The organism is Microlunatus phosphovorus NM-1 (assembly GCF_000270245.1).
GTDB lineage: Bacteria > Actinomycetota > Actinomycetes > Propionibacteriales > Propionibacteriaceae > Microlunatus > Microlunatus phosphovorus.
This window is the reverse complement of record NC_015635.1, coordinates 3,236,987-3,248,964: the sequence shown is the minus strand read 5'-3', so window position 1 is coordinate 3,248,964 and position 11,978 is coordinate 3,236,987. Positions and strand designations below refer to the sequence as shown.

Below are 11,978 nucleotides of genomic sequence, written 5' to 3'. Positions count from 1 at the left end.
GCGTGCGGGAGTACCTGCTGGTGATGCTGGTCGCCGCCGCGGTGACTTTCCTGGCCAGTGGACTCTGTCGCCGAATCGCCTTGCGTACCGGCGCTTTGGCCGAGGTGCGTGACCGAGACGTGCACACCGTGGCCATGCCGTACTTCGGCGGCGTGGCGATGCTGCTCGGTGTCTTCTCCGCGATCGTGTTGGCCTGGCAGCTGCCCTTCCTGGGTCGGCTGACCCTGGTCCAGCAGGATTCACGCGCCGTGCTGATCGCGGCCGCGGTGATCTGCGCGGTCGGAGTGCTGGACGACCTCTACGACCTGCCGGCGTACACCAAATTCGCCGGTCAGATCCTGGCGGCCGGGATCGTGGTGGCGCTCGGCGTACGGATGTTCTGGATCCCGATCCCGGGGCAGCTGGTCTCGCTCGACTATGGCGCCTCGGTCGCCATCACCGTGTTCTTCATCGTGCTGTGCTCGAATGCGGTCAATTTCGTCGACGGACTGGACGGGCTGGCGACCGGGGTGGTCGGGATCGGCGCCTTGGCCTTCTTCGCCTATAGCTATGTGTTGACCGTCGACCAGGACCTCACCCGCGCCACGACCTCGAGCCTGATCACGGTGGCGATCGCCGGCGCGTGTCTGGGCTTTCTGCCACATAACTTTTTCCCGGCCAGGATGTTCATGGGTGACTCCGGCGCCATGTTGCTGGGGTTGCTGCTAGCGACGTCGACAGTCAGCCTGACCGGCCAACTGGATCCCTCCCAACTCGGCGACGGGCAGAGCGGATTGGTGCCGTTGGTGCTGCCCCTGGTGCTGCCGCTGGCGATTCTCGCCCTGCCGTTCCTGGATCTCAGCATGGCGTTCATCCGCCGCACGTACGCCGGCCGCTGGTGGTTCCTGCCGGACAAGCAGCACTTGCACCACCGACTGCTGGAGCGCGGTCACAGCCAGCGCCGAGCTGTGCTGTTGATGTATGTCTGGTCGGCGCTGGTGTCTTTCGGGGTGAGTGTGCTCGGCCTGGTGCGCACCGACCGGCAGTGGCAGGTGGTCGCGGTCGTGCTGCTGATCGCGGTGGTGCTGCTGCTGGCCACGCTCGGGCGTCCAATCCGCGGTCTACGCCGCACCCAACGACCGCCCGTTCACTAAATGTTCATTTAGCAGAGAGCTCAGAATTAATCTAGGGCCCAACAGTCGTGTTGTTCCAGGGGCCAACTGCCCTGGGCGCGATCACGCCGCTTCATGGTAGTTTTCACGGACACTTTCTCGCCCGCTTCTGCGGTACGCATCCCGTGCCGCGCGCTGCCTGATGACGAAGGACGACGACGCCCCCATGACGACCACGAACGGGCTCTCGGCCCGGCCTGCCGACGGCAGGGTGGGCGGGAGTGACGCTGCGCAGGATCCGGCCGACGAGGTGACCATGAACGGACCCAGCATCCATGTGATCCGCGCTCGCAAGCTGCTTCTCGGCGGCTTGGTCGGCGGGGTCGGCGCCGCGGTGCTGTCGCTGGTGCTGTTCACCGTGCTGGACGGCACCCGTGGTCTCGCGTCAGCAGCGCTGGCCGCGGCGATGGTGCTCTTCTTCTACGGGGTCGGTCAGCTGATCATGGTCGCGTTCGCCGATGCCGGGGCGCGTACTCTGCTCGCGGTCTCGATGGCGAGCTACACCGGACGAGTCGTCATCCTCGGCCTGGTGCTGTTGGTCTACAGCAGGCATCGGGAGGCTTTCCCCGCGCTGTGGCCGATGGCGATCTTCGTCACCACGATCGCGGTGGTGGCGGGCTGGATCGCGGTCGAGATCTGGGTGTTCAGCCGACTGCGGATCGGCGTCTACGACACCGAGTACGTGCCACCGTCGACCGAGGACGGTGCCCAGTGACCAGCGTCACCGACGGGCCGTCGAATATGTCGCCGACGCGACGTGTCCGACCACTCAGACCGTCACAACGGGCTGCTAGCGTGGCTCTCGCCATGGAGCGGGAGCGCAAGGCGCAGGAGGAGGGACACGTGCACAGCCATGCAGTTGGGATGGACCAGGGCATGCGCGTGCTGTCCTATCTCCTGGCTGGCGTCGCGCTGTATGGCGGGCTCGGCTGGCTGGCCGACCACCTGCTTGGCACCGGGTTCCTGCTGCCCGTCGGAATCGTGTTGGGCGCCGCCGCTGCGGCGTACACGATCATCCGGCGGTTCGGACGGACCACCGAGACCACTGACAAGACATCCAAGGCCACGATTGGAGAGGGAGCGCGTTGAGCCTGCTGACCTTGGGGCTGCTGCCGCTGGAGACCGGCGGCGAGGGCTACCATCCGCCGAGCGCGGACGACTTCAATGTGCCACCGCTTTTCCCGGACGTCCCGTGGCTGGCGTGGTTCGACAAATACATGTTGATGGCGATCGTCGCCACGCTGCTGGTGCTGATCTTCTGGGTCAGCATGGCCCGCAAGAACAAGCTGGTGCCGAGCAAAGGGCAGTATCTCGGGGAGACGGCGTACTTCTTCGTCCGCAACTCGATCGCTCGGGACAACATCGGGCACGACTACCGCCGATTCCTGCCGTGGTTGATCGCGCTTTTCTCGTTCATCCTGATCAACAATCTGTGGGGCATCTTCCCGCTGACCCTTTTGCCGACCACCTCGCATTCTGGCTGGGCCTACGGTTTGGCCGGGATGGTGTGGATTGTCTACAACGCGGTCGGCATCGGCAAGCACGGCTTCTTCGGTTACCTCCGCCGGGCCACGCTGCCCTCGGGTGTTCCGGTCTTCATGTGGTGGCTGATCATCCCGCTGGAGTTCTTCTCCAACATCATCGTTCGGCCGATCACGCTGGCGTTGCGACTTTTCGCCAACATGTTCGCCGGCCACTTGCTGGTGTTGGTCTTCGTGCTGGGCGGCGAGTATTTGCTGCTGCACGGTGGCAGCATCGTCAACAACGTCGCCGGCGGAGTCTCGCTGGTATTCAGCATGGCAATCTTCGGCCTGGAGTTGTTCGTCCAGTGCCTGCAGGCCTTCATCTTCACCGTGTTGACTGCGGTGTATCTGTCCTCCTCGCTGGCCGAGGAACACTGAGCCAGTTCATCCATCGACCAGAGTTCGTCCAACCAAGATTCGGCTGAAACCCCAGCGGAATACCGAAAGGAATGTTGTTCATGTCTCCACTGGAGCTCACCGGCTCGCTCGGCATTGTCGGCTACGGCCTCGCCGCCATCGGCCCGGGTATCGGCGTGGGTCTGATCTTCGCCTCCGTCATCCAGGGCACCGCCCGGCAGCCCGAGGCCCGCGGCGCCATGATGGGCACCGCCTGGATCGGCTTCGCCGTGACCGAGGCCCTCGCGATCATCGGTATCGCGCTGGCCTTCGTCTTCGGCGGGCTGTGATCTGCTGACTGCCATGACTTCGCTTCTCATCCCGTACGCGACCAACCCGCTGCTCCCCGACCCCGTGGAGATCGTGGCCGGGGTCGTGTTCGTGATCATCCTCACGGTGATCATCTGGAAGTTCGTGGTCCCTCGGTTCGAGGAGACCTACGCGGAGCGGACCGCTGCGATCCAGGGCGGTATGGAGAAGGCCGAGAAAGCGCAGGCAGAGGCTCAGGCGGCGCTGCAGCAGTATCAGGCGCAGCTGGCCGAGGCCCGCTCCGAAGCGGCCAAGATCCGCGAGGAGGCCAAGACCCAGGGCACCCAGATCATCGCCGAGTTGCGCGAACAGGCGCAGTCCGAGGCGGCTCGCATCCGTCAGGCTGCCGAGTCGCAGCTGGAGGCGGAGCGGGCCCAGGTGATGATCCAGCTGCGCAGCGAGATCGGTGGCCTGGCCACCACGCTGGCGGGCCGGATCGTCGGGGAGTCCTTGGCCGATGACGAGCGCGCCCGTCGTACGGTCGACCGATTTCTGGCCGACCTCGAGTCCGACAGCGCCAGCACTCCGGCCGGCACCTGATGGCTGTGACGTTGGAGGACCGGCTGGGCGTCCTGGACGCCCTGCTGGACGAGACCGAGCTCAGCGACCAACTCGCCCACGAGCTGTTCGCGGTCGTCGATGTCCTGGACACCTTGCCGACCCTGCGTCGCGTGGTGACCGATCCGAGCACGCCGGACACCGCCAAGGCCGCCTTTGTCCACGGTCTGTTTGACGGCAAGGTGTCCGATGCCTGCGTGAGCCTGGTCGCTGAGGCCACCCGGCGGCGCTGGAGCAGTGGCAGCACGTTCGCGGCGGCGCTGGAGCGTCAAGGTGTGCGAGCGCAACTGCTGTTGGCCGATCGGGCCGGCCACCTGGACGAGACCGAGGACGAGTTGTTCCGGTTCTCGCGGTTGGTGGACTCCGATGCCAGTCTGCGAAACGCCTTGAGCGAGCGGTCCATCGACCGCCCCATCAGGGAGCGGCTGGTCGGCGACCTGCTCGAGGGCAGGGCGACATTGGCGACCGTCGTGCTGGCCAAGCGTGCTGTGGTGGCTCGTGACCGGTCGTACAGTCACACGCTGGAGAGCTACATCAATCTCGCGGCCGCGCAGCGGGAACGCGTGATTGCGGTCGTGCGGGTGGCCAGGCCGCTGACCGAGGAACAGCTGCAGCGACTGCGGGCCGGACTGTCCCACCAGGTCGGGCGCAGCGTGTCATTGCAGATCATCGTCGAGCCGGACCTGCTGGGCGGGGTTCGAGTCGAGCTCGGCACCGAGGTCATCGAGGGCACCGTGGCCGGCCGGCTGGCCGAGGCGCGCAAGCTCTTCGCTTAGCCCAGACATCAACCAGAACTTGAATTGATCACGATCGGATGAGGAAACGATGGCGGAACTGACGATTCGACCGGAGGAGATCCGGGAGGCACTGGACAGATTCGTCCAGAACTACCAGCCGGAGACCGCGACCCGCGAGGAAGTCGGCACCGTCGTCACCTCCGGTGACGGCATCGCGCGGGTCGAGGGCCTGCCCTCGGCCAAGGCCAACGAGCTGCTCCAGTTCGAGAACGGCACCCTCGGCATCGCGTTGAACCTCGATGTGCGCGAGATCGGCGTCGTGGTGCTCGGCGAGTCCGAAGGCATCGAGGAGGGGCAGCCGGTGCGCGGCACCGGTGAGATCCTCTCGGTTCCGGTCGGCGACGGGTACTTGGGCCGTACGGTCAACGCGATGGGCGAGCCGATCGACGGTCTTGGCGAGATCACCGATATCGACGAGCGGCGGCCGCTGGAATTGCAGGCAGCCGGCGTGATGGAGCGGCAGGAGGTCCGTCAGCCGCTGCAGACTGGGATCAAGGCGATCGACGCCATGATCCCGATCGGTCGCGGTCAGCGGCAGTTGATCATCGGCGACCGCAAGACCGGCAAGACCGCCATCGCGATCGACACGATCATGAACCAGAAGGCGGCCTGGGAGTCCGGCGATCCGGAGCAGCAGGTGCGCTGCATCTACGTCGCGATCGGCCAGAAGGGCTCGACCATCGCCTCCATCCGGGGTGCGCTGGAAGAGGCCGGCGCGCTGGCGTACACGACCATCGTGCACTCGCCGGCGTCCGATCCGGCCGGCTACAAGTACATCGCTCCGTATGCCGGCTCGGCCATCGGGCAGCACTGGATGTACCAGGGCAAGCACGTGCTGATCGTCTTCGACGACCTGACCAAGCAGGCCGAGGCCTACCGCGCGATGTCGCTGCTGCTGCGCCGCCCGCCGGGTCGTGAGGCCTACCCCGGTGACGTGTTCTATCTGCACAGCCGCCTGCTGGAGCGCTGCGCCAAGCTGTCCAACGAGCTGGGTGCCGGCTCGATGACCGGGCTGCCGATCATCGAGACCAAGGCCAACGACGTCTCGGCCTACATCCCGACGAACGTCATCTCGATCACCGACGGCCAGATCTTCTTGCAATCGGACCTGTTCAACGCCAACCAGCGTCCGGCCATCGATGTCGGCATCTCGGTGTCCCGGGTCGGCGGTGCCGCGCAGATCAAGGCGATGAAGACGGTGGCCGGCTCGCTGAAGCTGGAGTTGGCGCAGTTCCGCGACATGCAGGCGTTCGCCATGTTCGCCTCGGACCTGGACGCCACCACCAGGCGTCAGCTGGATCGGGGCAGCCGGCTCACCGAGCTGCTGCGTCAGCCGCAGTACTCGCCGTATCCGGTGGAGGAGCAGGTCGTCTCGGTCTGGGCCGGTCTGCAGGGTCTGATGGACGAGGTGCCGGTCATCGATGTGCTCCGGTTCGAGCGCGAGATGCTGGACTACCTGCGTCATCACGGCAGCGCCTTGGCCAACATCCGGGAGACGAAGGTCTTCGACGACGACACTGCCACCGAGTTGCGTAGGCAGATCGGGGAGTTCAAGCAGGGCTTCCAGACATCGGAGGGCAAGCTGCTTCCCGGTCTGGAGAAGTACGAGCCGCTCGATGCTGAGGACGTCAGCCAGGAGAAGATCGTCGCGCAGAAGCGCTGACGGTCACCAGGGAGGAACACACCGATGCCAGCGAGCCTCAGGGAGCTGCGTCAGCGCCGCACCGCGGTCACCACCACGAAGAAGGTGACGCGGGCGATGGAGTTGATCGCGTCCTCCCGGATCGGCAAGGCCCAGCAGCGTGCGCGGGAAGCGGGACCGTACGCCCGGGAGCTCACTCGGGCGGTCTCGGCGGTCGCCACGGACGCGCCCGAGATCGACCATCCGCTGACCAATCAGGTCGCCGACCCACAGGCGGCGGCGATCCTGGTGATCACCTCAGACCGGGGCCTGGCGGGCGCGTACTCGTCGTCGGTGCTGAAGCGGGCCATGCAGTTGCGCGAACTGCTGGAGCGCAACGGCTTGCGGGTGCAGCGGTTCCTGGCCGGACGCAAGGCGATCGCGTTCGCCAGCTTCCGCCGGTTCGAAATCCACCGGCGCTGGGAGGGTTTCTCCGACTCGCCCACCTACGAGCACGCTCGGGACATCGCCGACGCGCTGATCGACTCGTTCCTGAAGCCGACCGAGGAAGGCGGCGTCGACGAGATCCATATCGTCTACACCCGTTTCATCTCCATGCTGCGCCAGGAGCCGACCGTGATCCGGCTGCTGCCGTTGGCGGTGGAGCGGAGCTCGGAGCAGACGGCACATCCGGACCTGCACCCGTTGTACGAGTTCGAGCCCGATGCCGAGACGGTGCTGGACGAGTTGTTGCCGCTGTATGTGGCGGCGCGGGTGTACTCCTGCCTGCTGCAGTCGGCGGCCTCCGAGCTCGCCAGCCGGCAGCGGGCGATGAAGGCGGCCACCGACAACGCCCAGCAGTTGATCGAGAAGCTGACCCGCGAGGCGAACCAGGCGCGGCAGGCCGAGATCACCCAGGAGATCAGCGAGATCGTCGGCGGCGCAGCCGCCTTGGCCGAAGCAACCGCGAACGCGGACTAGCACCAACGCGAACTAGCACCAGACAGACACGACAGAGCCACACGAGGTAACGAGGGATCATGACCGCAGTTGTAGAAGAGATCAGCACCGAGGCTCCGGCCGGCGGGATCGGTCGCGTCTCCCGGGTGATCGGCCCGGTCGTCGACGTGGAGTTCCCGGTCGATCAGATGCCGGACATCTACAACGCCCTGCTGGTGGACACCACCGTCGGCGGCGTGACCCGGACCATGACGATGGAGGTCGCCCTCCAGATCGGCGACAACCTGGTCCGTGCTATCGCCCTGAAGCCGACCGACGGCATGCAGCGAGGCGCCGAGGTGCGCGACACCGGCGCCCCGATCAGCGTCCCGGTGGGTGACGTCACCAAGGGCCACGTGTGGAACGTGACCGGTGAGGTGCTGGACGCTGATCCGGCGACGGTGGAGATCACCGAGCGCTGGCCGATCCATCGGGATCCGCCGCGGTTCGACCAGCTCGAGCCGAAGACCGAGATGCTGGAGACCGGCATCAAGGTGCTCGACCTGCTCACCCCGTACGTGACCGGCGGCAAGATCGGCCTGTTCGGCGGTGCCGGTGTCGGCAAGACCGTGTTGATCCAAGAGATGATCTACCGCATCGCGCACAACTTCGGTGGCACCTCGGTGTTCGCCGGTGTGGGGGAGCGCACCCGTGAGGGCAACGACCTGATCAACGAGATGATCGAGGCCGGCGTGTTCAAGGACACGGCGCTGGTCTTCGGCCAGATGGACGAGCCGCCGGGCACCCGGCTGCGGGTCGCGCTGTCGGCGCTGACCATGGCCGAGTACTTCCGCGACGTCCAGAACCAGGACGTGCTGTTGTTCATCGACAACATCTTCCGGTTCACCCAGGCCGGTTCGGAGGTCTCCACCCTGCTCGGTCGGATGCCCTCGGCCGTGGGCTACCAGCCGAACCTGGCCGATGAGATGGGTCAGCTGCAGGAGCGGATCACCTCGACCCGCGGCCACTCGATCACCTCGATGCAGGCTATCTATGTGCCGGCCGACGACTACACCGACCCGGCCCCGGCGACCACCTTCGCGCACTTGGACGCGACCACCGAGCTCTCCCGCGAGATCGCTTCCCGCGGTCTGTATCCCGCCGTGGACCCGCTGACCTCCACCTCGCGGATCCTGGACGCCCAGTTCATCGGGCAGAAGCATTACGACGTGGCCGTCGAGGTGAAGCAGATCCTGCAGCGGAACAAGGACCTGCAGGACATCATCGCCATCCTCGGTGTCGACGAGCTGTCCGAAGAGGACAAGATCATCGTGAACCGGGCCCGTCGGCTCCAGCAGTTCTTGTCCCAGAACACCTACATGGCGGAGAAGTTCACCAACATCCCCGGCTCGTCGGTGTCGGTCAGCGAGACGGTCGAGTCCTTCGACATGATCGTGTCGGGCAAGGTGGACCACATTGCCGAGCAGGCCTTCTTCAACGTCGGCACGCTGGATGACGTGGAGAAGCGCTGGTCTGAGTTGCAGAAGGGGGCCTGAGCCTCGTGGCAGATCCGTTGCATGTCGAGGTCGTCTCGGCGACGCGCGTGGTGTGGTCGGGTGAAGCGACCAACATCATCGCGAAGACCACCGACGGCGACATGGGGATCCTGCCTGGCCATGAGCCGGTGCTGGCGATCTTGGTCGCGGGTGCGATCCAGGTCTATTGTCCGGACGCCACCCGTGAGATCTTCGCGGTCGACGGTGGGTTCATCTCGGTGGCGCACGGACGCGTCTCGATCCTGAGCGAGTATGCGGCGACGGCGACCGAGGTGAGCCTACGCGAGGCCGAGAAGGAACTGGCCGAGGCGCGGGCACGGCTCGATGCCGGCGAGGACGACGAGGACACTCGGCAGCACTTCGCCTGGGCGAGCGCTCAGATTCGGGCAGCCGAGAAGCTGCGGCTGTAGCTGCTCGCTCTCGCAACCTTCTCGCAGCCCTTCAGAGCTAGTGTCGATTCGCGATGCATGAATGGTTGCTGGTCGGGTGTCTGCTGGTGCTGCTCGCTGCGCTGGCAGCGGCGGCCCTGGCTGCGCTGCCACTGCGCCGGCGCTGGCTGGCTCGCGAAGGTGGCCTGTTCGAGTGCAGCGTGCGGTTGAATCGTTCGACTCCGGGTGCGGGCTGGGCGTTGGGCATGGCCCGGTACAACGCCGAGATGCTGGAGTGGTTCCGGTTCTTCTCCTACTCCAGCAAGCCCAGAAAGTCCTTTCTGCGCAACGAGGTGCGGGTGCTCAACGACCGGGAGCCAGATCCGGTCGAGGCAGTCGCGCTCTACACCGGGCAACGGATCGTCGAACTGGAGGAACAGGGCCCCGGGAACGGAACCGGTCAGCCTTGGGAGATCGCGATGAGCGCTGAGTCGCTGACCGGCTTCTTGAGTTGGCTGGAGGCCGCACCACCACGACCACCGCGGATCTAGCGCTGGAGAGCACTGGTCGCCGGCTTGGCGGTCGCTCAGCGGGACGCGGTGGCAGCGACCGCATCGAGCTGGTTCTGAAGTGACTGGATCAGTCGATCGGCGGGGTCGCTGGCGTACGTGGTCACACCCGCGGCGTAGCGAAACTGCCAACTGACGGTGTTGCGGTAGGTCATCAGCTGGCCGATCATCAAGCCGTCAGGCATCGCCAAGGTGTAGCTGAGCCCCGTGCTGGTGGTCTGCTCGGACGTGTGCCCGACGACTGCTTGCCAGAGCGTGGCGCTGCCGTTCTCGCCGCCGCTGGTCGGATTGGCGGCCAGGCTGACTCGCTCGCCAGCACAGGTGTCCAAGGCGGTCGCGGCGCGAGTCAGTTCGGCCTGCGCCGCTGAGGAGTCGTCGAAACGCAGCGTGAACAGGGCGATCGACCAGGTGCCCTCCAGCCAGTAGGTGCCGACGCCGTCGAGAGCTGCGGCGGGCAGGCGATTGATCATGATGGTCTCCACCAAGGCCGTGCAGTCTGTTGGGCTGACCGTGACGGCGTCCTGGTTGCTACCTCGGCGAGTCAGCACGGAAGCGTCGTTGACGCCGTCTCCGCGGACCATGCCGGCGTACGCGTCCTGGAGCTGGGCGAGGCTGAGCGGCGGTCCCGGCTGCGGCCAGAACCGCCAGACCGCGAAGCCACAGATCAGCAGGACAGCCATGATCGAGGCCACCATCAGCAGCCACCGAGGGACTGGGCGGTTCGGACGGGGTCCGAGGATGAGTTCCTCGACGGCCGGCTGCTCACCTCGGACCGGCGTCGTCACGGCATCCACGCTAGTAGCTGTGTCCATGGCACTGCTCGCGCGGCGCTCGAGACCGCTCGTTCGTCGCCGCCGGTGAAGCGGGCCATACTTGCCGGGTGCAGCAGCGAAGGTCCGATCAGTTCAGGGGCGTCAACCTGGGTGGTTGGCTCGTCGTCGAACCCTGGATGACTCCGGGCCTGTTCGCCGACAGCAACGCGGTCGACGAACACACCCTGGTGCAGATCCCTGGCGGGCGCGAGATCATCCGGCGGCATCGGGAGACCTTCATCACCGAGGCTGACTTCGCCTGGATCGCCGAGCACGGGCTGGATCTGGTCCGGCTGCCGGTCGGGCATTGGGCGGTCCGGGAGGCACCGCCGTACCTCTCCTCGGTGGACCTGCTGGATGCGGCGATGGACTGGGCGCAGACATACGGACTGAAGGTGCTGCTCGATCTGCATGGCGCGACCGGGTCGCAGAACGGTCGCGATCACAGCGGTCTGGTCGGCCCTCGATCGTTCTACCGGCTGGCGGCGCACCGGGAAGACAGTCTCGAGGCGCTGATCGGGCTGGCCGAGCGCTATGCCGGACATGCCGCGCTGTGGGGGATCGAAATGCTGAACGAGCCGATGGATCTGCGGATCTGGCGGCTGTGGGAGTTCCACCACCGGGCATACCGACGGTTGACCGAAGTGCTGCGCCCCGGAACCCATGTGGTGTTCTCGGACGGATTCGTGCCCTTGCTCACCTCTGGCTCGCTGCGATCAAGTCCCGACTTCCCCGTCGTCCTGGACTGCCACTTCTACCAGGCGTTCTATCCGTGGGACACCCGCAAGACCTACGAGCAGCACCTCGTCAAGGCCCGGCGGCGGGCGAAGCTGATCGCGCGGCTGCAGCGACATCAGCCGGTCCTGGTCGGCGAGTGGAGCGCCGGGATGGATCCGAGGGCACTGACTGGCCGGGCGGAGTCACCCGCCGATCTCGCTCGCCGCTACGTCGATGCCCAGCTCGAGGGTTATGCCGGCGCCCTGGGCTGGTGCTACTGGTCGTACAAGACCGCCACCCGGGATGACTGGAACTTCCGCCACCAGGTCGAGACCGGCGTCATCTGCATCTGATGGGTCTCATCTGTTGGGCCCACTCGCGACGACGACCGGCGGGGCGCGGGTACGTTTCGCGACCCCGGGGCCACAGACGATCGCGACACATGCGGGCTGTGGGTACGTTTCGCGCCCGCGGGCCACAAACGATCGCGTGCCAGGCGGGCCGCCGGTACGTTTCGCACCCACGGGCCACAGACGACCGCGAGCGGATCCAGCATCCCACGGGAACCCGCCGACTTGCCCAGGCGGATGACAAGTGTTTCCCGTGTGTGGACAGGAAAAACATGGGCTCAAACACTAGTCATCGCACACCTGTTCGACTAG

At 66.1% G+C, this 11,978-nt stretch carries 14 protein-coding genes; 13 read left to right on the top strand and 1 reads right to left on the bottom strand.

The features are described 5' to 3' along the window. Positions 1-2: 2 nt before the first annotated feature. The 12 genes from MLP_RS14590 (at position 3) to MLP_RS14535 (ending at position 9,769) form a co-directional block, all read left to right on the top strand. Positions 3-1,133 (top strand): glycosyltransferase family 4 protein, encoded by a 1,131-nt coding sequence (locus tag MLP_RS14590; protein ID WP_013863902.1) that lies wholly within the window; start codon positions 3-5, stop codon positions 1,131-1,133. Between the two features lie 184 nt (positions 1,134-1,317). Beyond that, positions 1,318-1,866 (top strand): hypothetical protein, encoded by a 549-nt coding sequence (locus tag MLP_RS14585; RefSeq protein ID WP_041790084.1) that lies wholly within the window; start codon positions 1,318-1,320, stop codon positions 1,864-1,866. An 80-nt stretch (positions 1,867-1,946) separates the two neighbouring features. Then, entirely contained in the window at positions 1,947-2,240 is a 294-nt protein-coding gene (locus tag MLP_RS14580) for an AtpZ/AtpI family protein (RefSeq protein WP_231851317.1), read from the top strand. After that, on the top strand, positions 2,237-3,052 hold the full coding sequence (gene atpB, locus MLP_RS14575; protein WP_013863899.1) for a F0F1 ATP synthase subunit A: 816 nt from the start codon (positions 2,237-2,239) through the stop codon (positions 3,050-3,052). The genes MLP_RS14580 and atpB overlap by 4 nt, the downstream gene beginning before the upstream one ends. A gap of 80 nt (positions 3,053-3,132) precedes the next feature. After that, a complete protein-coding gene (atpE, locus tag MLP_RS14570) occupies positions 3,133-3,360 on the top strand; it encodes an ATP synthase F0 subunit C (protein ID WP_041792454.1) in 228 nt (75 codons plus the stop codon). Positions 3,361-3,373: 13 nt separating this feature from the next. Then, complete coding sequence (locus MLP_RS14565) at positions 3,374-3,919, top strand: F0F1 ATP synthase subunit B (protein ID WP_013863897.1); 546 nt, start codon at positions 3,374-3,376, stop codon at positions 3,917-3,919. After that, a complete protein-coding gene (locus tag MLP_RS14560) occupies positions 3,919-4,713 on the top strand; it encodes a F0F1 ATP synthase subunit delta (RefSeq protein WP_013863896.1) in 795 nt (264 codons plus the stop codon). The genes MLP_RS14565 and MLP_RS14560 overlap by 1 nt, the downstream gene beginning before the upstream one ends. 49 nt (positions 4,714-4,762) lie before the next feature. Then, positions 4,763-6,397, top strand: coding sequence for a F0F1 ATP synthase subunit alpha (gene atpA / locus MLP_RS14555; protein WP_013863895.1), 1,635 nt, complete (start codon positions 4,763-4,765; stop codon positions 6,395-6,397). Positions 6,398-6,421: 24 nt separating this feature from the next. Further along, positions 6,422-7,336, top strand: coding sequence for a F0F1 ATP synthase subunit gamma (locus MLP_RS14550; protein WP_013863894.1), 915 nt, complete (start codon positions 6,422-6,424; stop codon positions 7,334-7,336). A gap of 59 nt (positions 7,337-7,395) precedes the next feature. Further along, on the top strand, positions 7,396-8,850 hold the full coding sequence (atpD, locus tag MLP_RS14545) for a F0F1 ATP synthase subunit beta (protein WP_013863893.1): 1,455 nt from the start codon (positions 7,396-7,398) through the stop codon (positions 8,848-8,850). Positions 8,851-8,855: 5 nt separating this feature from the next. Then, entirely contained in the window at positions 8,856-9,260 is a 405-nt protein-coding gene (locus tag MLP_RS14540) for a F0F1 ATP synthase subunit epsilon (protein WP_013863892.1), read from the top strand. Positions 9,261-9,313: 53 nt separating this feature from the next. Continuing rightward, positions 9,314-9,769, top strand: a complete 456-nt coding sequence (locus MLP_RS14535) for a DUF2550 domain-containing protein (RefSeq protein WP_013863891.1) — start codon at positions 9,314-9,316, stop codon at positions 9,767-9,769. A 35-nt stretch (positions 9,770-9,804) separates the two neighbouring features. On the opposite strand, the gene MLP_RS14530 is transcribed toward MLP_RS14535, so the two are convergent. After that, complete coding sequence (locus MLP_RS14530) at positions 9,805-10,572, bottom strand: hypothetical protein (RefSeq protein ID WP_156821163.1); 768 nt, start codon at positions 10,570-10,572, stop codon at positions 9,805-9,807. A gap of 95 nt (positions 10,573-10,667) precedes the next feature. Here MLP_RS14530 and MLP_RS14525 point away from each other — a divergent pair, with 95 nt between their 5' ends. Next, the gene (locus MLP_RS14525) at positions 10,668-11,669 is read left to right on the top strand and encodes a glycoside hydrolase family 5 protein (protein WP_013863889.1); all 1,002 of its coding nucleotides are present in this window, start codon (positions 10,668-10,670) and stop codon (positions 11,667-11,669) included. Positions 11,670-11,978: the final 309 nt, after the last annotated feature.